This window comes from Streptomyces sp. RPA4-2, assembly GCF_012273515.2.
GTDB lineage: Bacteria > Actinomycetota > Actinomycetes > Streptomycetales > Streptomycetaceae > Streptomyces > Streptomyces kaempferi.
The window spans coordinates 4,706,666-4,730,672 of the sequence record NZ_CP050975.2; the positions used below are offsets into that span (position 1 = coordinate 4,706,666).

A 24,007-nucleotide genomic window follows, 5' to 3' on the forward strand; every position below is an offset into this window, starting at 1 on the left:
CACAATAGTTGCAGACGCGGGTTAAATGCAAGAGCGGACTATTGCGCCCGTGCCCTACCCTGGTGTCAGCCGCTCCGGGACGGAGGAACACGCCATGACTGCCACGGACCCCGCACTCACTGCTCTCGCACAAGGGTGGTGCGCCCTCTCCCTGCTGCACGGGAGGATCGAGGCCCACATCGAACGCGCCCTGCAGGCCGGGCACGACCTGAGCGTGCGGGAGTACTCCCTGCTCGATGTGCTCAGCCGACAGCACGACGGCGAGGGCGGTCATCTGCAGATGAAGCAGGTCGCGGACGCGGTCGTGCTCAGCCAGAGCGCCACCACCCGACTCGTCACCCGGCTCGAGGACCGCGGGCTGCTGTCCCGCTACCTCTGCCCGACCGACCGTCGCGGCATCTACACGAACGTCAGCGAGGCGGGCCTCGCACTGCTCGACGAGGCACGGCCCACCAATGACGCCGCCCTGCGCGAGGCACTCGACGAAGCGGCCGAGAACCCCGCCCTGGCACCACTGGTCCGTGTCGTGGAGTCGGCGAGCGTGCCCGCATAGGCCCTGCGCAGACGGGTTCCCACCGCTGTATAGGCTGCGGCCATGGGAGATCTTGAGATCCGATCGGCCGTCGCGGATGACGTTCCCGCCATCGTCGCGATGCTCGCCGACGATGCGCTCGGGGCCCAGCGGGAGTCGCCGGACGATCTGACCCCCTATCTGGCCGCGCTCGAACGGCTCAGCGGAGACCCGAACCAGCACCTGGTCGTCGCCGTTCGCTCCGGGCAGGTCGTCGGCACCCTGCAACTCACCGTCATTCCCGGACTGTCCCGCAGAGGCTCGACCCGCGCCCTCATCGAAGGGGTGCGGGTGCGTACCGACGAGCGCGGCAGCGGCCTCGGCACCCAGATCATCGAGTGGGCGGTCGATGAATCCCGGCGCCAGGATTGCCGGTTGGTCGAGCTGACCTCCGACGCGAGTCGCACCGACGCCCACCGCTTCTATGAGCGGCTCGGCTTCACCGCCTCGCACGTGGGTTTCAAACTGGCGCTCTGAGCACGCCCGACCGCAACAGCCCGGTGAGACCCATCTACGCCAAGGCGTCCTGTTTCACGTGAAACAGGACGCCTCTCAACGCATCGCCGCCTATGCGATGCCGTGCCACCCCTCGGGGTCCACCCCACCGGGCACAGGAGCGCTCTGGTCGTACGGCTGACGCGTGAAGACGAACGACCCGAGGTCCAGATGACTCAGGGACCCGTCGGGGCGCCGTACGGCCCGCAGCAGCTCCCCCGTGTAGTAGCCGTCGAGTCCCGTCCAGGTCCCGTCGTCGTTCGGCCTGAAGCGTGAACGGCGGCCGGCACCCGCCAGCGGGCCCAGCTCGACCATGCCGTGGGCGGTGAGACGCAGTGCACAGCCCTGAGTACCCCAGTACCAGGGTCCCGCCAACTCCAGTACGGACGGCTGGATCTCAGGGGCCGGACGCCAGGGTTCGGGGATCCGCGGCTCGGCCTCGGCGACGATGCGTACGAGATCGGCTGCCACCGTCAGCGGCTGTGGGCCGGAGGTGCAGTTGGTCAGGACGACGGCCGACACGTCGTCCCCTACGCCGATGACGAGGGCTGCCATGAAGCCGGGCAGGGACCCCGAGTGGCCCGCGAGAATCCGGCCCGAACGGCGCAACACCTGCAGTCCCAGGCCGTATGCGTCGCCCGACGCCAGCTCCTCGGCGTCCAGAGGAGCCGCGGGCGTCCGCATCTCCCGGAGGGACTCCGCGCTGAGCACCCGGTCGTCCCCCTCCACCAGGAAGACCGTGAAGCGCGCCAGGTCGCCGGTGGTGGACCACAGTTGCCCGGCGGGGGCCATCCGGCCGAGGTCCTCCGCGGGCTCCGGCATCATGACGTCCGCCCACGGGTGAACGGCCCAGCCGCCCGCGTGAGGTGCCTGCGGCAGCCCACTCGTGCGGTGCAGGCCCAGGGGTTCGAGTACCTCGCGTCGCAGGACCTCCTCCCAGGGAGCCCCGCGCACTTCCTCGACCAGAGCGCCGAGCAGGGTGTAGCCCGGGTTCGAGTAGTGATGAAGCCGCCCGACCGGATGGAGGAAGGGCTGCTCGCCGAGGACATCGGACAGCTCGGGCCGCAAGGACGCGGGGCTACGTTCCCACCAGGGGCCCGGTGTCTCGGCCGCCAGGCCTGCGGTGTGCGAGAGGAGTTGGGCGATGGTCGCCTCCCCCGCGCCCGTTCCCGGCAGATGCTTCTCCAGTGGGTCGCCCAGATCCAGCAGCCCTTCGTCGCGCAGCCGCAGCACCAGCACGGCGGTGAAGGTCTTGGTGATCGAGCCGATCCGGTACTGCACGTTCTCGTCCGGCCCGTGCCCGTCCACCGAGGTCCGCGATCCGTGCCACACCGTCCGCCCACCCCGGACCACCGCGGCGACCAGCGACGGTGCCCGTCCGTCGGCCTGAGCGACGGCGATGCGGTGCGACAGAGCCCGGCGTGTGGCGGGAAGCAGCTCTTCCTGAGGTGTTGTCATACCCCCCAGTCCACCCGGACCGCCGCCACACGTCGAATCCATTTCCCCGGACGTCGGCAGATGTCCTCCGCCGCCGCCCCGAGCACCGGATCAGGTCTGTGCCATGTCCACGAAGCGGGAGTAGTGGCCCTGGAAGGCCACCGTGATCGTGGCCGTCGGGCCGTTACGGTGCTTGCCGACGATGATGTCCGCCTCGCCCGCCCGCGGTGACTCCTTCTCGTACGCGTCCTCGCGGTGCAGCAGGATCACCATGTCCGCGTCCTGCTCGATCGAGCCGGATTCACGCAGGTCGGAGACCATGGGCTTCTTGTCCGTGCGCTGCTCGGGACCACGGTTGAGCTGCGACAGCGCGATCACCGGCAGCTCCAGCTCCTTGGCCAGCAGCTTCAGGTTTCGCGACATGTCGGAGACCTCCTGTTGCCGGCTCTCGGACCGCTTGCCGCCCGACTGCATCAGCTGCAGATAGTCGATCACGACGAGCTTCAGGTCGCTGCGCTGCTTGAGGCGGCGGCACTTGGCACGGATCTCCATCATCGACAGGTTCGGAGAGTCGTCGATGTAGAGCGGCGCTGCCGAGACGTCCGGCATCCGGCGCGCGAGCCGGGTCCAGTCCTCGTCGGTCATCGTGCCGGACCGCATGTGGTGCAGTGCCACGCGCGCCTCGGCGGAGAGCAGACGCATCGCGATCTCGTTGCGCCCCATTTCGAGGGAGAAGATCACGCTGGGCATGTTGTGCTTGATGGAGCAGGCCCGTGCGAAGTCCAGCGCGAGCGTCGACTTACCCATGGCGGGACGGGCCGCGATGATGATCATCTGGCCTGGATGCAGCCCGTTGGTGAGCGAGTCGAGGTCGGTGAAGCCGGTCGGTACACCGGTCATCTCCCCCGACCGCGAACCGATCGCCTCGATCTCGTCGAGGGCGCCCTCCATGATGTCGCCGAGCGGCAGATAGTCCTCGGTGGTGCGCTGCTCGGTGACCGCGTAGATCTCGGCCTGGGCGCTGTTGACGATCTCGTCGACGTCACCGTCGGCCGCGTATCCCATCTGTGTGATGCGCGTGCCGGCCTCGACCAGGCGGCGCAGCACGGCGCGCTCGTGGACGATCTCCGCGTAGTACTCCGCGTTGGCCGCGGTGGGGACCGTCTGGACGAGGGTGTGAAGGTAGGACGCGCCGCCGACCTTGGTGATCTCGCCCCGCTTGGTGAGCTCGGCCGCGACGGTGATCGGGTCGGCCGGCTCGCCCTTGGCGTACAGGTCGAGGATCGCCGTGTAGATCGTCTCGTGTGCGGGCCGGTAGAAGTCGTGGCCCTTGATGACCTCGACGACATCGGCGATCGCATCCTTGGACAGGAGCATGCCACCGAGGACGGACTGTTCGGCGTCCAGATCCTGGGGCGGCACGCGCTCGAAGGACGAGCCTCCGCCCTCCCACGGCCCGTTGTCCCGGTCGCGGTCGTGCTGCTCGTCACGGGCGCGCCCGGTGTCGCGGCGCTGACGGGAAGCGGGCAGACGATCACTGGGACCGCTGTCGGCCCACGGGTCGTCCAAGGGCTCGGAAATACTCACCGAGCCACCTCCTCCCGTCCGCCGAGCGGACCTAGCCGTGCCCAATATTTCTACGGCACGGCACTGACAAATAAGGAGCCCAACTCCGGTTCTGACCCGTCGGTTTTGCGAGGTTTCCGAGGGCGGAGGAGAGAGCGCGCGCCGCACCACGTTAGGCCCGCGGGCACCGTCAGCCAATCTGGTTATCCACAGGCCATGTGGACGACGGCCCAGATGCTGTGGAGAACCCCACGAAACCTGTGCACGACCCGGTGGACAGGCCTGTGAACAAGCCCTCAGCGAGGACTCATCAACACTTCTGACCTGGCCTTTCACCGTCCACCGGCTGTGCAGAAGAAAAACTTTCCCAGCCGGACCAAGATCCCTTCAAACGGTGCGCGCCGACACGCCCGGCGACCCGGTCAGTAAGGGTCACGAATCCTTTGCATCTCTTACCTGTGGAAGATTAGATTGGTGCCCATGACACAGGCTCCCCCGGCACCCAGGGCCGCCCGACGCCGGCACGACCGAGAGATCGTCGCGCTGGCCGTCCCGGCCTTCGGCGCACTCGTCGCCGAGCCTCTTTTCGTGATGGCGGACAGCGCCATCGTCGGCCATCTCGGCACCGCGCAACTGGCCGGTCTCGGTATCGCCTCAGCCCTCCTCGTGACGGCCGTCAGCGTCTTCGTCTTCCTCGCCTACGCCACCACCGCCGCCGTTGCCCGACGGGTCGGCGCGGGTGATCTGCGAGCCGCGATCCGCCAGGGCATGGACGGCATCTGGCTCGCGCTGCTGCTCGGCACCGTCGTCATCGTCACCGTCCTGCCGACGGCCCCCGCCCTGGTCGAACTCTTCGGCGCCTCACCGACCGCCGCCCCGTACGCGACGACGTATCTGCGCATCTCCTCACTCGGCATCCCCGCGATGCTCATCGTCCTCGCATCCACCGGTGTCCTGCGGGGACTGCAGGACACGAGGACTCCTCTCTATGTCGCCGTCGCCGGCTTCGTGGCCAACGCCGCGCTCAACCTCGGGCTGGTCTACGGCGCCGGACTGGGTATCGCGGGCTCAGCCTGGGGAACCGTCATCGCCCAGTTCGGCATGGCCGCGGCCTATCTGTTCGTGGTCGTACGCGGAGCCCGGCGGCACGGGGCCTCGCTACGACCGGACGCCGCCGGCATCCGGGCCTGCGCCCAGGCCGGCGCCCCCCTGCTGGTGCGGACGTTGTCACTGCGGGCGATCCTCATGATCGCCACTGCCGTCGCGGCCCGTCTCGGGGACGCGGACATCGCCGCCCACCAGATCATCATGAGTCTGTGGAGCCTGCTCGCCTTCGCGCTCGACGCGATCGCCATCGCCGGACAGGCCATCATCGGACGCTACCTCGGTGCGAACGACGCTCAAGGTGCCCGCGAGGCGTGCCGCCGCATGGTCCAGTGGGGCATCGCCTCCGGCGTTGTCCTCGGCCTGCTGGTCTTCGTCGCCCGGCCGCTGTTCCTCCCGCTGTTCACCAGCGATCCGGCCGTCCAGCACACCGCGCTCCCCGCACTCGTTCTGGTGGCCGTCTCCCAACCCATCAGTGGAATCGTCTTCGTCCTGGACGGAGTCCTCATGGGCGCGGGGGACGGGCCGTATCTGGCGTGGGCCATGCTGCTGATCCTCGCGGTCTTCGCACCCGTCGCACTGCTGGTGCCCGCGTTCGGCGGTGGGCTCACGGCACTGTGGGGAGCGATGACGCTGATGATGGCGCTGAGAATGCTGACCCTCTGGCTGCGTTCCCGTTCAGGACTCTGGATCGTCACGGGCGCTACGCGCTGATCGAGTGAGCGACCCCATCGGACGCTTACATGTGTGTACCCGTCCGGCCCGTCGCCCGTTTCACGTGAAACGGGCGGCACACGAAGCCTGCGTTTCACGTGAAACCCCTGATTCCGGGGAAGTCTCTCGTTTCACGTGAAACGAAGAAGGGCCGGACCCCAGGGGGTACGGCCCTTCTCTCAGCTATGCCGAGCGCTGCACTCAGGCAGCGACGACCTCGATGTTGACCTTGGCGGCAACTTCGGGGTGCAGACGCACGGACGTCTCGTGGGCGCCCAGGGTCTTGATGGGCGAGCCCAGCTCGATGCGGCGCTTGTCGACCTCGGGGCCACCGGAAGCCTTGATCGCCGAAGCGATGTCGGCCGGGGTGACGGAGCCGAAGAGACGACCGGCGTCACCGGAGCGAACGGCCAGGCGGACCCTGACGCCCTCGAGGCGGGCCTTGATCTCGTTGGCCTGCTCGATGGTCGCGATCTCGTGGATCTTGCGAGCACGACGGATCTGCTCGACGTCCTTCTCGCCGCCCTTGGTCCAGCGGATCGCGAAGTTCCGCGGGATCAGGTAGTTGCGAGCGTAGCCGTCCTTGACGTCGACGACGTCGCCCGCGGCACCGAGGCCGGAGACCTCGTGGGTGAGGATGATCTTCATGTTTCGGTCACCCTTCCCTTATCGCGCAGTGGAGGTGTAGGGCAGCAGCGCCATCTCACGGCTGTTCTTCACGGCCGTGGCGACGTCACGCTGGTGCTGCGTGCAGTTGCCGGTCACGCGGCGGGCACGGATCTTGCCGCGGTCGGAAATGAACTTCCGCAGCATGTTCGTGTCCTTGTAGTCCACGTACGTGACCTTGTCCTTGCAGAAAGCGCAGACCTTCTTCTTAGGCTTGCGCACAGGCGGCTTCGCCATGGTGTTTCTCCTGTGTGATCAAGAAGTGGGGGTACGGCCCACCCTCGGCCCGAAGGCCTAGAAGGGGGGCTCGTCCGAGTAGCCGCCGCCAGAACCGCCAGCACCGCCGGAACCGCCGGAGCTTCCGCCCCAGCCGCCGCCACCGCCGCCCTGGTTGCCACCACCGGCGGGAGTGCCGGTGGCCCAGGGGTCGTCCGCGGGGGCACCGCCGCCGCCCTGCTGGCCGCCGCCGGAGCCTCCGCCCCAGCCGCCGCCCTGCTGGCCGCCGCCGCCACCGCCGCCGTAACCACCCTGACCGCCTCGGCCTGTGGTCTTGGTGACCTTGGCCGTGGCGTTCTTCAGGCTGGCGCCGACTTCCTCCACGTCCAGTTCGTAGACCGTGCGCTTGACGCCCTCACGGTCCTCGTAGGACCGCTGCTTCAGCCGGCCCTGCACGATGACGCGCATGCCTCGCTGGAGCGACTCGGCGACGTTCTCCGCCGCCTGACGCCAGACCGAGCAGGTCAGGAACAGGCTCTCGCCGTCCTTCCACTCATTGGTCTGACGGTCGAAGGTGCGGGGGGTGGACGCGACACGGAACTTCGCGACCGCCGCACCGGAAGGGGTGAAGCGCAGCTCGGGGTCGTCTACAAGATTGCCGACGACCGTGATGACGGTCTCGCCTGCCATGGGGGAACCTCTCGGCGGGTTTGCTGCTGGCTGCTGGTGCTGCTACTCGATGCCCGAGATCAGCTGAGCTGGAGAGCTCAGTGGGTCTCGGGACGGAGGACCTTGGTCCGGAGGACCGACTCGTTCAGGTTCATCTGGCGGTCGAGCTCCTTGACGACCGCAGGCTCGGCCTGCAGGTCGATGACCGAGTAGATGCCCTCGGGCTTCTTCTTGATCTCGTACGAGAGACGACGACGGCCCCAGGTGTCGACCTTCTCGACCTTTCCGTTGCCCTCACGGACGACGGAGAGGAAGTTCTCGATCAGGGGGGCGACAGCGCGCTCCTCCAGATCGGGGTCGAGGATGACCATCACTTCGTAGTGACGCATGTGGAACCCACCTCCTTTGGACTCAACGGCCACGGTCGTTCCGTGGCAGGAGGGTTGTGATGCGTACGCAACGGTATCGGCCGCCACTGACAATCGGGCTCCGTTCGATGTACCGAGTGATCGGCGGATCGAAGGGAGTCCTTGTCGTGACCTGGCCGCGGCCTGGGCAGACACCGGTGCAGAGGGTACAGAGTACCTGCATACCTGCTTCGGGTTGAAATCCGGCCGGGGTCACCGTCAATCTGTACACATCGGGTGTGTATGGCGCTACGATGCGCCGCCTTCCGCAGGAGGTGCCCTATGGCACAGACAGTGCGAACCAACACCGCCGGATCCCTGCTCGCCACCGACCACAAGCCCCATCCGCTCCAGGACACCCTGCTCGCCGTGACCCTGGTGCTCGGAGTGACGGCGTTCATCACGGCACAGTTCGACAGCCTGCACCTGATCAGCTCCTGGACGGGGCTGATCGGCATCTTCACCGGTGCGGGCGGGCAGTTCATCTCGGAGACGACCAGGCAGCGCTTCGGGTTGATCCTGGGGCTCGGCGCCTCCGCGGTCGGCTTCTTCCTGGGCATGGCACACGGCGGCCTCTTCGGCGGCATCATCGGCTGAGGGGGCGGAGCGGCCGGGCGGCCCGGACCCACTCCGCGGCCGCCCGCACGGTCCCCGACAGGTGACACAACACCCCATATCGTCCCGACCGGGCACCGGTCGGGACGCAGGTTCCATACGGCCAGACGGGGCGCTCGCAGGGCGCAGTAGGCTTCGGCGCGAGAGCCGGAGCCCTTGTACCCATGGGGACACACCAGCCCGAGGAGCGCCCCTAATGAGCCTGACCCTGAGGACCATCAGCCGAGAGCAGCATCTGGCATACATCCAGAGCCTGCCCTCGGCTAGCCACATGCAGGTCCCGGCCTGGGCCGACGTGAAGGCCGAATGGCGCTCGGAGAGCCTGGGCTGGTTCGACGGCAGGAGCGGCGAGATGGTGGGCGCCGGGCTGGTGCTGTACCGCCAGCTGCCCAAGATCAAGCGCTACCTCGCCTATCTGCCCGAGGGCCCGGTCATCAACTGGTACGCGCCGAACCTCGACGAGTGGCTGCAGCCGATGCTCGCGCACCTCAAGCACCAGGGCGCCTTCTCCGTGAAGATGGGTCCGCCGGTGATCATCCGGCGCTGGGAGGCCACCTCCATCAAGGGCGGCATCCAGAACCCGGACGTGAAGCGTCTGCGCGACATCGAGGCCGACTTCATCGAGCCGCGCGCCTTCGAGGTCGCCGACAAGCTGCGCCGCATGGGCTGGCAGCAGGGCGAGGACGGCGGCGCCGGCTTCGGCGACGTACAGCCCCGCTACGTCTTCCAGGTGCCGCTGGCCAACCGCTCCCTGGAAGAAGTCCACAAGAACTTCAACCAGCTGTGGCGCCGCAACATCAAGAAGGCCGAGAAGGAGGGCGTCGAGGTCGTACAGGGTGGCTACCACGACCTCGAGGAGTGGCAGCGGCTGTACGAGATCACGGCGATCCGCGACCACTTCCGGCCTCGACCGCTGTCGTACTTCCAGCGCATGTGGACGGCCCTCAACACCGAGGACCCCAACCGGATGCGGCTCTACTTCGCCCGCCGCGGCGGCGTGAACCTGTCGGCGGCGACGATGCTGGTGGTCGGCGGTCACGTCTGGTACTCGTACGGCGCCTCGGACAACATCGGCCGTGAGTTCCGTCCCTCGAACGCGATGCAGTGGCGGATGCTGCGTGACTCGTACGCCCTGGGTGCGACGGTGTACGACCTGCGCGGCATCTCCGACTCGCTGGACGAGACCGACCACCTCTTCGGTCTGATCCAGTTCAAGGTGGGCACCGGCGGCCAGGCGGCCGAGTACCTCGGAGAGTGGGACTTCCCGCTCAACAAGCTGCTGCACAAGGCGCTCGACATCTACATGTCCCGCCGCTGAGGGGCACGCCGCCGAGCCGGCCCGAACAGCATGCCGAGCCGCTGATCCGGCCCGGTGTCGCTCCGTCGGTCCGGCGCATCAGCCACACTTTCCTTCCATACCCCTGATACACCGCAGCCACGAGAAAGGTTCCGGGACCGGCCATGGCGCTCACGCTCTACGTCGACACCGCGCGCTGGCGGGCACACCACAAGCAGGTGTCCGAGCAGTTCCCGGGGCTCGTCCCCGTCTGCAAGGGCAACGGCTACGGCTTCGGCCACGAACGGCTCGCGGACGAGGCCACCCGCCTCGGCTCCGACATCCTCGCCGTCGGCACCACGTACGAGGCCGCCCGGATCAAGGACTGGTTCGGCGGCGATCTGCTGGTCCTGACGCCGTTCAGGCGGGGCGAGGAGCCCGTACCGCTGCCCGACCGTGTCATCCGCTCGGTGTCGTCCATCGACGGCGTGTACGGCCTCGTGGGCGCCCGTGTCGTCATCGAGGTGATGTCCTCGATGAAGCGGCACGGTGTCAGCGAGCAGGATCTGCCGCATCTGCACTCCGCCATCGAGAACGTGCGGCTGGAGGGCTTCGCCATCCACCTGCCGCTGGACCGTACCGACGGCTCGGACGCCGTCGAGGAGGTCATCGGCTGGATGGACCGCCTGCGTGCGGCCCGCCTGCCGCTGCACACGATGTTCGTCAGCCATCTGAAGGCCCAGGAACTCGCGCGGCTGCAGCAGCAGTTCCCGCAGACCCGGTTCCGCGCCCGTATCGGCACGCGACTGTGGCTGGGCGACCACGAGGCGACCGAGTACCGCGGGGCCGTCCTGGACGTCACGCCCGTCGCCAAGGGCGACCGTTTCGGCTACCGGCAGCAGAAGGCGGCCTCGGACGGCTGGCTCGTCGTCGTGGCGGGCGGTACGTCGCACGGGGTGGGCCTGGAGGCCCCGAAGGCACTGCACGGCGTCATGCCGCGCGCCAAGGGCGTCGCCCGCGCCGGCCTGGCGACGGTCAACCGGAACCTTTCCCCGTTCGTCTGGGCGGGCAAGCAGCGCTGGTTCGCCGAGCCTCCGCACATGCAGGTCTCGATCCTCTTCGTGCCCTCCGACGCCACGGAGCCGAGGGTGGGCGACGAGCTGGTGGCCCATCTGCGGCACACGACCACGCAGTTCGACCGCGTAGTCGAGCGCTGACGCCGGGCCGCCGCCCTCCCTCACCGGAGCCGGCGGGGCAGCCAGGCAGCAAGCAACAGAAAGGCCGTACACGATCACCGTGTACGGCCTTTTCGCATGCCCCGCGGCGCGCTGTTCGCTCAGGGCGAACGGTCCTCCACGGCCGCCCCTCCGTTGCCCCACTGCACGGCCGGCCCGTCGAAGTGCGCCGCGTGCCGGGGCGGATGGGCCGCGGCCCCAAGGACGAAGGCGTCCTCCGCCCCGTCGAGGACTCCGCCCGAGGGGTCGTCGTCGCCCGCCTTGCGGACCATGTCCCGCTCCGGCATGAAGATGTCGCGGACCACCACGGCGCACAGGTACAGCGTGCCCAGGAGGTGGACGGCGATGGCGATCTGGTAACCCTGCGAGGAGAGGCCCTTGTGGGCCTCCCCGCTGGTCGTGTACGCGAGGTACATCCAGATCCCCAGGAAGTACGCGACCTCGCACGCCTGCCAGATCAGGAAGTCCCGCCAACGCGGCCGGGCCAGCGCGGCGAGCGGGACCAGCCACAGTACGTACTGGGGCGAGTAGACCTTGTTGGTGAGGACGAAGGCCGCGACGATCAGGAACGCGAGCTGGGCGAAGCGGGGGCGGCGCGGTGCGGTGAGGGCGAGCGCGGCCATGCCCACGCAGACGAGCACCATCAGGACCAGCGCCCAGGCGTTCGCCGTGTCGGCGGTGATCGTGATCTTGAACCAGGTCGAGAGGAACAGGAAGACCGAACCGAAGTCGACCCCCCGGTCGTGGCTGAAGCTGTAGAACTTCGCCCAGCCCTCCGGGGCGAGGTACATGACCGGAAGGTTGACGACCAGCCAGGCGCCCACCGCGCCCATCAGCGCGACCCCGAACTCGCGCCACTTGCCGGCCCGCCAGCACAGCACGAGCAGCGGACCCATCACCAGGAACGGGTAGAACTTGGCGGCGGTGGCGAGCCCGATCAGGATGCCGAAGGCGAGGGCACGTCCCCGCGACCACATGAGCATCGCGGCGGCCAGCAGGGCCACGGCGAGGAGATCCCAGTTGATGGTGGCCGTGAGCGCGAAGGCGGGCGCGAGGGCGACCAGGAGGCCGTCCCAGGGGCGCCTGCGGTGGGTGCGCGCGGTGCTCACGGCGATGACCGCCGCGCACACCATGAGCATCCCGGCGTTGACCATCCAGTAGATCTGCTCCTGGTCCTGGATGCTGCCGCCGCCCGGCGTGAGCCAGGCCGCGACCTCCATGAACACACCGGTGAGCACGGGGTACTCGAGGTAGTCCATGTCGCCGGGGAGCTTGTCGAAGTACGGCACCAGGCCGTCGGCGAAACCGCGCCCCTGGTAGAGGTGCGGGATGTCCGAGTAGCACGCGTGCGTGTACTGGGTGCTGGCCCCGAAGAACCAGCCGCCGTCGTAGCAGGGCAGCTTCTGGACCATGCCGAGGGCGAACATGGCGATCGCGACGAGCGCGACGACCCGTACGGGCGTCCACCAGGACGTCCCCAGCAGGGCCCTTCGTCCGATGGGGCCGCCGATCAGCTCGCTGCCGGCCGCGGCGACCTCGTCCTCCTTGGTCGGCCGCACCGGCTCCGGCTCGCGCACGCTCGCTCGCGTCGTCTCTGCACTGGGCATGGCGCACATCCTGCCGTACGGACCTGAGAGTGCGGTGGTCGGCGACGGATGCCGCTTCCCCTCCCGCCCGCTTGTGATCAACGACACATCGGATGCCGCCGCACGAAAGGGGGCCGACGGCATGTGCCGTCGGCCCCCTTTGGTCAGGCTCGCGTCTGTCGCTCGGCCCGGGTGTCCCTCACTCAGCCGGTCTGACCTCGGATGAAGCCGCCGCCGTTGCCATTGCCGTTGCCGCCGTTGCCGGCGGTATCGGTGGCCGTGGGACTGGTGGTGACGCCTCCGTCCGTCCCGCCGTTGCCGGTACCACCCGCGTCCGTCCCGCCGTTGTTACCGCAGGTCCAGTCGAACTTGCCGCAGCTCTCGCTCGTCGTGGGCGAGGGAGAGTTGCTGAGCGTCGGGCTGGGGGTGTCGCTCGGCGTGGGGCTCGACGACGGCGTCGAGGTGGCCGACTGGGTCGCGGACGGGCTCGGGGTGTTGTTGAGGACCTCGCCGATGGGCTGCGGCGTCGGGAAGTTCTCCACCTTCTGGCCCTTGAGCGCGGTCTCCATGTAGTCGTGCCAGATCTGGGCCGGGAACGAGGCACCGTGGATCTTCTTCTCGCCGCCCGTGCCGTACATCTCCAGGAACGTACGGTTCTTGCTGCTCGCGTCGTCGTCCAGGCGGTACATGCCGATCGAGGTCGACAACTGCGGGGTGTAGCCGACGAACCAGGCCGACTTGTTGCCGTCGGTGGTACCGGTCTTGCCGGCCACCTGACGGCCGGTCAGCCGCGCCGCGGTACCGGTTCCCTTGTCCACGACGGTCTTGAGCACGTCGGTGACGTTGTCCGCGACCTCCGGGCTGAACGCCTCCTTCGCCTTGGCGATCTTGCTGTGCTCGAACACCACGCCGTCCTTGCTGCTGATCTTCTCGACCGAGTAGGGCTCACGCTGCTGTCCGCTGTCCGCGAAGGTGGCGTACGCACCGGCCATCCGGATCGCACTGGGGTCGGAGGTGCCGATGGAGAACGAGGGGAAGGCGGAACTCGCCAGGCTGGTCTTGAGGATGCCCGCGTTCAGCGCGGCCTCCTCCACCTTGTCCAGGCCTACGTCCATGCCCAGCTGGACGTAGGCGGAGTTCACGGACTCCCGCATCGCCTCACGCAGGTCGATCTTGTAGCTCGGCGGGTTGTACGACTCGTTTCCGTCGTTGGTCTGCAGCCACTCCTTGCCGTCCTTGTCGGTCCAGACGGAGTGGTCGTATTGCTTGATCTTGAGTTTGTTCTTGCCGCTGTACAGGCTCTTCGGAGAGGCGATCTTGCGCTCCGACGACCCCGAGGGATCCTTGACGCCCCACTGCATGGCGGCCGCGAGGACGAACGGCTTGAACGTCGATCCCACCTGGGCACCGGTCTGGTCCGCGTTGTTGGTGAAGTGCTTGGTCGCGTCCTCACCGCCGTAGATGGCCTTGATCGCTCCCGTGGCCGGGTCGACGGAGGCCCCACCGAACTGGACGAACTTGTCCGTGTCCGGACGCACCTTGGGGTTGATCTTCTTGCTGCGGACTTCCTTGACGGCGGCTTCGAGAGCATTGACCTTCGATTTGTCGAAGGTCGTGTGGATCGAGTAGCCGCCCTGCTGGAGCTGGTTCTCAGTGATCTTGGTGTTGTGGACGACGTACCCCTTGGCGAGGTCGACGAGGTAGCCGATCTGGCCGCTGAGCCGAGTGTTCGAACGCGGGTTCTGGGGCTTGGGAAGCTCCTTGAACGTGGCCCGCTTCGCAGCACTCAGGTGGCCGTACTTGACCTCTTTGTCCAGCGTGTCCGACCACTGGGCGGTGGCCCGCTTCGTATTGGCCTCGGCGGTGGCCGTCGAGTCGAGCGCCGTCGAGCCCGCCGGGTCGTAATAGGTGGCGCCCTTGAGCATCGCTGCCAGGAAGGCGCACTGGCTCTCGTCGAGCCTGATGGCGTCCTTGTCGAAGTACGCGCGCGCGGCCGCCTGGAGTCCATAGGCTCCGCGACCGTAGTACGCGGAGTTCAGGTAGCCCTCCATGATCTTTTCTTTCTTGACCGTGGCGCCCACCTTGATCGAGACGAAGATCTCCTTGAACTTCCGGGAGATCGTCTGCGACTGGTCGTCCAGCATCGCGTTCTTGACGTACTGCTGGGTGATGGTGGAGCCACCCTGCGTCTGGCCACCCCTGGCCATGTTCAGGAAGGCACGCGCGATGCCCTTCGGGTCGACGCCGCTGTCGGTCTCGAAGGTCTTGTTCTCCTGCGAGATGACGGCGTAGCGCATCGCCGCGGGGATCTGCGAGTAGTTGATGATCTGGCGGTTCGTCTCACCACCGGTGGCGACCATCTGGGTGCCGTCGGCCCAGTAGTAGACGTTGTTCTGCGCCTCGGCGGTGTGCGCCACGTCGGGGACACTCACCATCGCGTACCCGATGCCGGCCACGGCCACCAGGCTCCCGACGAAGCCGATGAACAGGCCCGACACCAGCCTCCAGGACGGCACCCAGCGGGCACCCCCCGACCGGCCCGCGCGCGGGTAGTCGATGAAGCGTTTCTTGACGGGCCCCGAGGGACGGCCACGACCGGGCCCGTTCGGCCCGCCGGGGCCTCCGCGGCGGCCCTCGGATCCGGCTGCCTCCGCGCCTCTGCGGCGTCCGCCGCCACTGCTTCTCTGTGCCGCGCGCCGGGCCTCGGCGCGGCCACCGTACGGGCGCTCCTCCTCACCTCCTGACCCACCGGAGCCGGAAGGTGACTCATAGGAGTCGGAAGGTGACCCGGTGGCGCCTCGCGGTGTCGCGCGGCGGCCGGCGGCCGGGCCGGGCTGGCCGCGCCGGGCCGCGGCACGTCCGCCGCCCTGCTGCTGCGGCGGTTTGCGACGGTGCTCGCTCATCGAACGACTACTCCTAGGGCAGGCGCACCCTTGCGCGCCTGGAAACGGCGGCTGGTTTCCGGTCCCCCCGAAGTACGGATGCGGTCGATCACACATTCACCCGTACTGCACCGAGGACGAAGACGTCCTCAGGCGTCACTCGGTTCCCGGTGGTTTTGCATGGCGCACAGACTACGCACCGTCAAAACCCACCTAGCTCCGAAGTTCACCTCAAATCAGGCAACTTGCTTCGTATGAATCGGTGATGTGACGCCGTTCACCGTGGCCCCTCTTGTCGCAGACGGATGGCCGTTCTATCGTGCTGATGTATCGAGTCGATACATCAGCTCGGCATAAAGAACGTGCCGAGGAGGCCGCGACAGACAGGAGGCGACATGAGCCGGCGCTCCGGGATCCTCGAGTTCGCCGTTCTCGGTCTGCTCCGCGAGTCCCCGATGCACGGCTATGAGCTGCGCAAACGACTCAATACGTCACTCGGTGTGTTCCGGGCGTTCAGCTACGGGACGCTCTACCCCTGCCTCAAGACGCTGGTCGCCAACGGCTGGTTGATCGAGGAATCGGGGAACACCCCGGAGGACGCCCTCGCCGCACCACTCGCAGGGCGTCGCGCCAAGATCGTCTACCGATTGACGGCAGAAGGTAAGGAACACTTCGAGGAGCTGCTCTCGCAGACGGGTCCCGACGCGTACGAGGACGAACACTTCGCCGCTCGTTTCGCCTTCTTCGGGCAGACGTCACGCGACGTACGCATGCGCGTACTGGAGGGCCGCCGCAGCCGGCTCGAGGAGCGCCTGGAGAAGATGCGCGCCTCTCTGGCACGCACCCGGGAGCGCCTCGACGACTACACCCTTGAGCTCCAGCGCCACGGAATGGAGTCCGTGGAGCGCGAAGTGCGCTGGCTGAACGAGCTCATCGAAAGCGAGCGGGCGGGACGGGACGTCAAGGGTTCCGCCACCGAAGACACCTCCCGAGGTGCCTCCGACGGTCCCGCTCCGCAGCACAGCACATCTGGAGAGACGGGCGGCCTGCCCCGGCACCGGGATGACTCCCGACCGGATCCGTCCGACGACACCACCACGTGAGGTCCAGTCGGGGCTTCACCTCGTACACACAGGGAGCAACCGGAATGGGTTCGGTTCGCGTAGCCATCGTCGGCGTGGGCAACTGCGCCGCCTCGCTGGTTCAGGGCGTCGAGTACTACAAGGACGCCGACCCGGCGACCAAGGTCCCCGGCCTGATGCACGTCAAGTTCGGCGACTACCACGTCGGTGACGTCGAGTTCGTCGCCGCGTTCGACGTCGACGCGAAGAAGGTCGGCCTCGACCTCTCCGACGCCATCGGTGCCAGCGAGAACAACACCATCAAGATCTGCGACGTCCCGAACAAGGGCGTCACGGTCCAGCGTGGTCACACCCTGGACGGTCTCGGTAAGTACTACCGCATGACCATCGAGGAGTCCGCCGAGGCGCCGGTCGACGTCGTCCAGATCCTCAAGGACAAGCAGGTCGACGTCCTCATCTGCTACCTGCCCGTCGGTTCCGAGGACGCGGCGAAGTTCTACGCCCAGTGCGCCATCGACGCCAAGGTCGCCTTCGTCAACGCCCTCCCGGTCTTCATCGCCGGCACCAAGGAGTGGGCGGACAAGTTCACCGAGGCCGGTGTCCCGATCGTCGGCGACGACATCAAGTCGCAGGTCGGCGCGACCATCACGCACCGTGTGATGGCGAAGCTGTTCGAGGACCGCGGTGTCCGTCTCGAGCGCACCATGCAGCTCAACGTCGGCGGCAACATGGACTTCAAGAACATGCTGGAGCGCGACCGCCTCGAGTCCAAGAAGATCTCGAAGACGCAGGCCGTCACCTCGCAGATCCCCGACCGCGACCTGGGCGAGAAGAACGTCCACATCGGTCCCTCGGACTACGTGGCCTGGCTCGACGACCGCAAGTGGGCCTACGTCCGCCTCGAGGGCCGTGCCTTCGGTGACGTTCCGCTGAACCTGGAGTACAAGCTCGAGGTCTGGGACTCCCCGAACTCGGCGGGTGTCATCATCGACGCCCTGCGCGCCGCGAAGATCGCCAAGGACCGCGGCATCGGCGGCCCGATCCTGTCGGCGTCGTCCTACTTCATGAAGTCCCCGCCGGTCCAGTACTTCGACGACGAGGCCTTCGCCAACGTCGAGAAGTTCATCCAGGGCGAGGTCGAGCGCTAGAAAGACAGGCGCCGAGCGCCGGCCGCCACGGTTCGCAGTGCCCGTAGGACAAGGCGCCGCGGGCCGACGGGACGCCGCGCGCACAGCGTCGAGGGGCTCTTCGCTCCTGCCCGTCGAGGGTCCCCGGGTCACTCACCCGGGGACCTTCCTCGTATGTGAGGCTGTGCCCCATGGCCGTCGTGCGTGATCTGCGCGTCCTCCTGCGCGTCCAGAACTTCAGACGTCTGCTCGGGATCCGCCTGCTGTCCCAGGGCGCCGACGGGGTCTTCCAGATCGCGCTCGCCACCTACGTCGTCTTCTCCCCGGAGAAACAGACCTCGGCTGCCTCGATCGCCTCGGCGATGGCCGTCCTGCTCCTCCCGTACTCCCTCATCGGCCCCTTCGCGGGCGTCCTGCTGGACCGCTGGCGGCGCCGCCAGGTCTTCCTGTACGGCAATCTGCTGCGGGCCGGGCTGGCTTGTGCGACGGCCGTTCTGATGCTGAGCCACGTCCCCTCCTGGCTCTTCTACGCCTCCGCGTTGTGCGTCACCGCGGTCAACCGCTTCGTCCTCGCGGGTCTCTCGGCCGCCCTGCCCCGCGTCGTCGACTCCGACCGGCTGGTGATCGCCAACTCCCTCTCACCCACCGCCGGGACACTCGCCGCGACCGCGGGCGGTGGCCTCGCCTTCGTCGTGCGGCTGGTCGCCTCGGACTCGGACGCGGCGGTCGTGCTCGTCGGGGCGGCCCTCTACCTGGGCGCGGCGCTCGCCTCCCTGCGCATCTCCCCGGAACTGCTCGGCCCGGAGCAGCAGTGGGTGCGGCCGAGTCTGCGCACGGCGCTCGCCGGTACCGCGCGCGGTCTGGTGGCGGGCGTGCGCCATCTCGCCGAACCCGCGCGACGGGAGGCCGCCTGGGCGCTCCTGGCCATGACGTTGATGCGCTTCTGCTACGGCGCCCTGACGGTCATGATGCTGATGCTCTGCCGGTACGCCTGGTCGTCCGGCTCGGACGACGGGCTCGCCCTGCTGGGGCTGGCCGTGGGCATATCGGGGGCGGGCTTCTTCGCCGCGGCCGTGGTGACGCCCTGGGCGGTGGGGCGACTGGGCCCCGGGGGCTGGATCGTCATGTGCGCCGCTATGGCCGCGGTCCTGGAGCCCGCCCTCGGTCTGTCCTTCACCCCGCCCCCCGTGCTGGCCGCCGCCTTCGTCCTGGGCCTGACCACACAGGGCGCGAAGATCGCCACCGACACCGTGGTGCAGTCCTCGGTCGACGACGGTTACCGCGGCCGGATCTTCTCCGTCTACGACGTCCTGTTCAACGTCGCCTTCGTCGGGGCGGCCGCGGTGGCCGCCCTGATACTGCCTTCTGACGGACGCTCGGTTCCGCTCGTGGCCACCGTGGCCCTGCTCTATGCCGCGATTGCTCTTTCTATGGCCCGTTTTGAGCGCCGGTAAGTGTCACATCAATGACACAGAGCCCCTCCCGGCTACTGCGTTGTCACAGGCTCCAGATAACTTACGTGCGTCTTATTTCGCGCCATGCGCCTACGTCCCAGGGGGGACCCCAATGGCTACTCCGCCGCCCCACGGCCAGAACCCGTACGCCCAGCAGCCCACCGCTCCCATGGGGCAGCAGCCCGTCCAGCCGGGGGTTCCCCCGCAGCAGCCCTACGCGCCGTTCCCCAACCAGGGCGCCCCGGTGCCTCCGCCGGCCCCGGCCAAGCGTGCCGGCAAGAAGGCCCTGCGGATCGTCGTCCTGATAGTCGTCGCCCTGGGCCTGTACGGGGTGAAGTGGTATCTCGGCCAGAGCGACGCGGAGACCGCGTCGGTCGGCAACTGCATGCACAACGACGGCACGGACTCCAAGGCCGACCTCAAGAAGGTCGACTGTTCCTCGGGTGACGCGCAGTTCAAGGTCGTCGAGAAGTTCGACAACACCAGCGACGACACCAAGTGCAAGGACGTCGCGGACGCGACGATCTCCTACATCCAGTCGGGCGGGGGCCACGACGTGGTGCTGTGCCTGAAGGAGAACAAGTAGCGGCACCGTTTACACGCGATGAGGGGTGGTGTTTCACGTGAAACACCACCCCTCGTCACTCTCCGTCGCTTCCCTGTGGGCCATGTTTCACGTGAAACATGGCCCACAGGCATGAGCCTCAGCCCTGCTCGGCCCACCACTCCTTGAGCGCGGCCACTGCCGCATCGTGTTCCATCGGGCCGTTCTCCAGCCGCAGCTCCAGCAGGAACTTGTACGCCTGCCCGATCGCCGGGCCCGGGCCGATGCCCAGGATCTCCATGATCTGGTTGCCGTCGAGGTCGGGCCGGATCGCATCCAGCTCCTCCTGCTCCTGGAGCTGGGCGATGCGCTCCTCCAGGCCGTCGTACGCGCGCGAGAGCGCGGCCGCCTTGCGCTTGTTACGGGTGGTGCAGTCGGAGCGGGTCAGCTTGTGAAGGCGGTCGAGGAGCGGTCCCGCGTCCCGTACGTAGCGACGCACCGCCGAATCGGTCCACTCGCCGGTGCCGTACCCGTGGAACCGCAGATGGAGTTCGACCAGCCGGGAGACGTCCCTCACGAGCTCGTTCGAGTACTTGAGCTCCGACATCCGCTTCTTGGTCATCTTCGCGCCGACCATCTCGTGGTGGTGGAAGGAGACCCGTCCGTCGTTCTCGAAGCGCCGTGTCCTCGGCTTGCCGATGTCATGCAGCAGCGCGGCCAGCCTCAGGGTCAGGTCGGGGCCGTTCTCCTCCAGCGCCATGGCCTGTTCCAGGACGATCAGGGTGTGATCGTAGACATCCTTGTGCCGGTGGTGTTCATCACGCTCCAGCCGCAGGGCCGGCAGCTCGGGCAGCACATGGGCCGAGAGACCGGTGTCGACGAGCAGCGTCAGGCCCTTGCGCGGGTGCGCGGAGAGAAGGAGCTTGTTGAGCTCGTCCCGTACCCGTTCCGCCGAGACGATCTCGATACGTCCGGCCATGTCCGTCATCGCCGCGACGACGTCCGGGGCCACCTCGAAGTCGAGCTGAGCCGCGAACCGGGCGGCCCGCATCATCCGCAGTGGATCGTCGGAGAAGGACTGCTCGGGCGTTCCCGGCGTGCGCAGCACCCGGGCGGCCAGATCGTCCCGGCCGCCGTGCGGGTCGATGAACTTCTTCTCCGGCAGCGCGACAGCCATCGCGTTCACGGTGAAGTCACGGCGGACGAGGTCTTCCTCGATCGAGTCGCCGTAGGACACCTCGGGTTTGCGGGACGTCCGGTCGTATGCCTCGGAGCGGTACGTCGTGATCTCGATCTGGAAGGACTGCTGTACGCCGTCCACGAGGGCGTCCTTCTGCGCGCCGACGGTGCCGAAGGCGATCCCGACCTCCCAGACGGCATCCGCCCAGGGACGCACGATCTTCAGTACGTCCTCGGGCCGGGCATCCGTGGTGAAGTCCAGGTCGTTGCCGAGCCGGCCGAGGAGCGCGTCCCGGACCGAGCCGCCGACGAGGGCGAGGGAGAACCCCGCCTCCTGGAATCGGAGGGCGAGGTCGTCGGCGACAGGGGACACCCGCAGCAGTTCACTCACCGCGCGGTGCTGCACCTGACTCAGGGCACTGGGGTTGTCTTCGTTGGCGTTCGGCACAACAGAAAAGGGTACGTGGCCGGGGCACCCCGGGGCGCCTCCATAAAACGTGCACAGGCGTCCTCCCCTTTACACGGGCCTCAATACACGCACATACGGGACAGTCGACCCAGTCTCCCGATCTTGTGGAGCACTCCGCGGCACTTCCCCTCAGCGCGCATCGTTACCATGCGTGGACGCACATTCCGACGACCACTGACGACGACGAGGGACGGGCGAGCGCGTGGCCGAGGCGGCAGACTTCCAAGGGACGAGTCCCTCACCTGCCCACCGGTGGTTGCGGCGCACCGGCGCACTGCTGGCCGGGGCGCCCCTTCTGGCCGGACTGCTCCAGCTGCCCGCCTCTCCCGCCGCACACGCCGCGGAAACGGCCTCTGTGGCCGCCGCGAGCGGGTCCCGGACGGTCGACGTCTCCCTGGACTCCCTGAGCCCCAGCGCCCCCACGGACGGCGACACGGTCACCGTCTCCGGCTCGATCACCAACAAGGGCAAGCAGACGGTCACCGACGCCCACGTGGGGCTGCGGGTGGGCCCCTCCCTCAGCGGTCGGGTGGCCATCGACGACGCCGCCGAGCGCACCGGGTTCCAGCCGGGGCTCGACCCCCTGGAGGTCGGTGGCAAGTACGTCCAGAAGTTCTCCGCGCTCCCCGCCGGCGTCTCGCAGCGATTCAGCATCTCGGTGCCTGTCAAGGAGCTCGACCTCGGGTCGGACGGGGTGTACCAGTTGGGCGTCTCCCTCTCGGGTCAGACCTCCGCGGAACCGTGGGAGCACGTGCTGGGGATCGAGCGGACGTTCCTGCCCTGGCAGCCCGGCGCCGCGGACACCAGGACGAAGACGGCGTATCTCTGGCCGCTGATCTCGACGGTCCACCTCAGTGCGGAGACCGGCTCGGACGCCCAGCAGACCCCCGTTTTCCAGAACGACGAACTGGCCGAGGAGATCGCCCCCGGTGGCCGCCTCGACCAGCTCCTGACGCTGGGCGGCGATCTCGACGTCACCTGGGTCCTCGACCCGGACCTGCTGGCCTCCGTCGACGCCATGACGGGCAACTACCGGATCCAGGACGGCGACACCACGACGGCCGGCAAGAACCAGGCCGTCGCCAAGGAGTGGCTCGACAAGCTCGAGAAGACGGTCTCCGACAAGGAAGTCGTCGCACTTCCCTTCGCCGACCCCGACCTCGCGTCGCTGGCGCACCGGGGCAAGGACGTCGCCGACTCCCTGAATCACCTCAAGGACGCCACGGACGTGGCCTCCGACACCGTGGACACGATCATCCACGTGAAGCCGGAGACCGACTTCGCATGGCCCGTGAACGGCGCCGTCGACCCGTCGATCGTCAAGGTCGCCACCTCCGCAGGCGCACACAAGGTGATCGCCCGTAGCGACAGCCTCCGTGAGACCGGCGATCTGACGTACACCCCCAGTGCGGCCCGCCCCATCGGTGGCGGCACGACGGCGGTGGTCTCGGACTACCGACTGTCGACGGAGTTCCAGGGCGACATGGCGAAGGCCGACAGCTCCACGCTGGCCGTGCAGGAATTCCTGGCACAGGCCCTCGCGCTCAACCTGCAGGAGCCGAACCACCAGCGCAGCATCGTGGTCGCCCCGCAGCGCATGCCGTCCGTGAGCCAGGCACAGGCGATGGCGACGGCGGTGAAGGCGCTCCAGAACGGAAACTGGTCCGACGCCGAGGGCCTGTCCGCGGCCGCCAAGGCCAAACCGGATCCGGATGCCACGACAACCATCCGCCCGGTGTCCTTGTACCCGCTCTCCCTGAAGAATCAGGAGCTGACGCGGTCGGACTTCGAGACGATCCAGACCACGCAGCACACCCTCGACAGGTTCAAGGTCATCCTCACCGACAAGTCCCGCGTGGTGACTCCGTTCGGTCGGGCCATAGACCGGGGGATGTCGACGTCCTGGCGCGGCCGCGCCACCCAGGGGGAGACCTTCCGCGACGGGGTGGACACGTATCTCAACAACCTCACCGGTCTCGTCAAGCTGATCGACAAGTCCGACGCGAAGCTGTCGGGCCGCAGCGCCACGATCCCGGTGACGGTGCAGAACAACCTCGTGCAGGGCGTCCACCACCTGGTACTGCGCCTCACGTCGAAGCAGCCCACCCGCCTGAAGATCGGCAACGCCGCCTACTACGAGCAGCCGATCCAGGTCGCGGGCGAGCACAGCCAGTCGGTGAAGTTCACCACCTCCTCGAAGGCCAACGGTCCGGTGACGGTGACCGCCCAGTTGTTCACCGAGGACGGCCAGGCATACGGTTCCGCCGTGCCGTTCGAGGTGAAGGTCACCGAGATCACCCCCACGGTCATGCTGGTCATCGGTGGCGGCGTGCTGCTCCTCGTGCTCGCCGGATTCCGGATGTACACGCAGCGCAAGCGCGCGGCGGCCCGGCAGGCCGAGGAGGCGCGGGAGAACGCCTCGGACGCCGAGGGTGGAACCGAGGCCGAGGCCACGAGCGTGCACGGGGTGAACGGCGTGAACGGCGTGAACAAGGACGCCGCGGGCACCGTAGACACTGTTGAGGACACCGAGCGCTCCAAGGACGGTCCCGACGGGGATTCCACGACGGAGCCCGGGGCGGACGCCCCGGAGCAGCCGAGTGACCCCGCACCGGACACCGCACCGGAAAGCACCGACCCGTCCGGCACGGGTGAGAGAGTGGACCGTTGAGCGATGTCGTGGCCGGTGGGCCCGGGGACGATGAGGTGGGGT

Annotated in this window: 20 protein-coding genes; 11 read left to right on the forward strand and 9 right to left on the reverse strand. The window is 68.0% G+C overall.

Going from position 1 to position 24,007, the window contains the following annotated elements:
• Nucleotides 1–94: 94 nt before the first annotated feature.
• Together HEP85_RS20515 and HEP85_RS20520 are read left to right on the forward strand one after the other, a co-directional pair.
• Nucleotides 95–553 carry a MarR family winged helix-turn-helix transcriptional regulator gene (locus HEP85_RS20515; RefSeq protein ID WP_168529024.1) on the forward strand — a complete coding sequence of 153 codons (459 nt, stop codon included), beginning with the start codon at nt 95–97 and terminating at the stop codon, nt 551–553.
• A 42-nt stretch (nt 554–595) separates the two neighbouring features.
• Nucleotides 596–1,048, forward strand: a complete 453-nt coding sequence (locus HEP85_RS20520; RefSeq protein WP_168529025.1) for a GNAT family N-acetyltransferase — start codon at nt 596–598, stop codon at nt 1,046–1,048.
• A 90-nt stretch (nt 1,049–1,138) separates the two neighbouring features.
• Here HEP85_RS20520 and HEP85_RS20525 read toward each other — a convergent pair whose 3' ends face one another.
• Entirely contained in the window at nt 1,139–2,524 is a 1,386-nt protein-coding gene (locus tag HEP85_RS20525; RefSeq protein ID WP_168529026.1) for a serine hydrolase, read from the reverse strand.
• Nucleotides 2,525–2,614: 90 nt separating this feature from the next.
• Nucleotides 2,615–4,090 (reverse strand): replicative DNA helicase, encoded by a 1,476-nt coding sequence (gene dnaB / locus HEP85_RS20530; protein ID WP_168529027.1) that lies wholly within the window; start codon nt 4,088–4,090, stop codon nt 2,615–2,617.
• 459 nt (nt 4,091–4,549) lie between these two features.
• Between dnaB and HEP85_RS20535 the strand changes: the two genes are divergently transcribed.
• A complete protein-coding gene (locus tag HEP85_RS20535; RefSeq protein ID WP_168529028.1) occupies nt 4,550–5,887 on the forward strand; it encodes an MATE family efflux transporter in 1,338 nt (445 codons plus the stop codon).
• Nucleotides 5,888–6,088: 201 nt separating this feature from the next.
• Here the strand turns inward: HEP85_RS20535 and rplI are convergent, their stop codons facing one another.
• The 4 genes from rplI to rpsF all read right to left on the reverse strand — a co-directional run bounded on the left by rplI (nt 6,089) and on the right by rpsF (nt 7,827).
• Nucleotides 6,089–6,535 carry a 50S ribosomal protein L9 gene (gene rplI, locus HEP85_RS20540; RefSeq protein ID WP_148009270.1) on the reverse strand — a complete coding sequence of 149 codons (447 nt, stop codon included), beginning with the start codon at nt 6,533–6,535 and terminating at the stop codon, nt 6,089–6,091.
• Between the two features lie 18 nt (nt 6,536–6,553).
• Nucleotides 6,554–6,790, reverse strand: a complete 237-nt coding sequence (rpsR, locus tag HEP85_RS20545; RefSeq protein ID WP_003949403.1) for a 30S ribosomal protein S18 — start codon at nt 6,788–6,790, stop codon at nt 6,554–6,556.
• Nucleotides 6,791–6,847: 57 nt separating this feature from the next.
• The gene (locus HEP85_RS20550) at nt 6,848–7,459 is read right to left on the reverse strand and encodes a single-stranded DNA-binding protein (protein WP_168529029.1); all 612 of its coding nucleotides are present in this window, start codon (nt 7,457–7,459) and stop codon (nt 6,848–6,850) included.
• Nucleotides 7,460–7,536: 77 nt separating this feature from the next.
• Nucleotides 7,537–7,827, reverse strand: a complete 291-nt coding sequence (rpsF, locus tag HEP85_RS20555) for a 30S ribosomal protein S6 (RefSeq protein WP_005482942.1) — start codon at nt 7,825–7,827, stop codon at nt 7,537–7,539.
• 300 nt (nt 7,828–8,127) lie between these two features.
• Here rpsF and HEP85_RS20560 point away from each other — a divergent pair, with 300 nt between their 5' ends.
• The 3 genes from HEP85_RS20560 to HEP85_RS20570 all read left to right on the forward strand — a co-directional run bounded on the left by HEP85_RS20560 (nt 8,128) and on the right by HEP85_RS20570 (nt 10,953).
• On the forward strand, nt 8,128–8,442 hold the full coding sequence (locus HEP85_RS20560) for a hypothetical protein (protein WP_168529030.1): 315 nt from the start codon (nt 8,128–8,130) through the stop codon (nt 8,440–8,442).
• A gap of 214 nt (nt 8,443–8,656) precedes the next feature.
• On the forward strand, nt 8,657–9,778 hold the full coding sequence (locus HEP85_RS20565; RefSeq protein WP_168529031.1) for a peptidoglycan bridge formation glycyltransferase FemA/FemB family protein: 1,122 nt from the start codon (nt 8,657–8,659) through the stop codon (nt 9,776–9,778).
• Nucleotides 9,779–9,921: 143 nt separating this feature from the next.
• Complete coding sequence (locus tag HEP85_RS20570; protein WP_168529032.1) at nt 9,922–10,953, forward strand: alanine racemase; 1,032 nt, start codon at nt 9,922–9,924, stop codon at nt 10,951–10,953.
• A gap of 119 nt (nt 10,954–11,072) precedes the next feature.
• Here HEP85_RS20570 and HEP85_RS20575 read toward each other — a convergent pair whose 3' ends face one another.
• Complete coding sequence (locus HEP85_RS20575; protein WP_168529033.1) at nt 11,073–12,578, reverse strand: glycosyltransferase family 87 protein; 1,506 nt, start codon at nt 12,576–12,578, stop codon at nt 11,073–11,075.
• A gap of 182 nt (nt 12,579–12,760) precedes the next feature.
• Complete coding sequence (locus HEP85_RS20580; protein WP_369657783.1) at nt 12,761–15,460, reverse strand: transglycosylase domain-containing protein; 2,700 nt, start codon at nt 15,458–15,460, stop codon at nt 12,761–12,763.
• A 374-nt stretch (nt 15,461–15,834) separates the two neighbouring features.
• On the opposite strand from HEP85_RS20580, the gene HEP85_RS20585 reads away from it, so the two are divergent.
• The 4 genes from HEP85_RS20585 (at nt 15,835) to HEP85_RS20600 (ending at nt 19,688) form a co-directional block, all read left to right on the forward strand.
• Complete coding sequence (locus tag HEP85_RS20585; RefSeq protein WP_168529034.1) at nt 15,835–16,542, forward strand: PadR family transcriptional regulator; 708 nt, start codon at nt 15,835–15,837, stop codon at nt 16,540–16,542.
• A gap of 44 nt (nt 16,543–16,586) precedes the next feature.
• On the forward strand, nt 16,587–17,669 hold the full coding sequence (locus HEP85_RS20590) for an inositol-3-phosphate synthase (protein ID WP_168529035.1): 1,083 nt from the start codon (nt 16,587–16,589) through the stop codon (nt 17,667–17,669).
• Between the two features lie 170 nt (nt 17,670–17,839).
• Nucleotides 17,840–19,102 (forward strand): MFS transporter, encoded by a 1,263-nt coding sequence (locus tag HEP85_RS20595; protein ID WP_168529036.1) that lies wholly within the window; start codon nt 17,840–17,842, stop codon nt 19,100–19,102.
• A 112-nt stretch (nt 19,103–19,214) separates the two neighbouring features.
• Nucleotides 19,215–19,688: a hypothetical protein gene (locus HEP85_RS20600; protein WP_168529037.1), complete on the forward strand. Its 474-nt coding sequence runs from the start codon at nt 19,215–19,217 to the stop codon at nt 19,686–19,688.
• A gap of 118 nt (nt 19,689–19,806) precedes the next feature.
• Here HEP85_RS20600 and HEP85_RS20605 read toward each other — a convergent pair whose 3' ends face one another.
• Nucleotides 19,807–21,273: a CCA tRNA nucleotidyltransferase gene (locus tag HEP85_RS20605; RefSeq protein ID WP_168529038.1), complete on the reverse strand. Its 1,467-nt coding sequence runs from the start codon at nt 21,271–21,273 to the stop codon at nt 19,807–19,809.
• Nucleotides 21,274–21,496: 223 nt separating this feature from the next.
• On the opposite strand from HEP85_RS20605, the gene HEP85_RS20610 reads away from it, so the two are divergent.
• Nucleotides 21,497–23,965 (forward strand): DUF6049 family protein, encoded by a 2,469-nt coding sequence (locus HEP85_RS20610; RefSeq protein ID WP_168529039.1) that lies wholly within the window; start codon nt 21,497–21,499, stop codon nt 23,963–23,965.
• Nucleotides 23,966–24,007 lie beyond the last annotated feature (42 nt).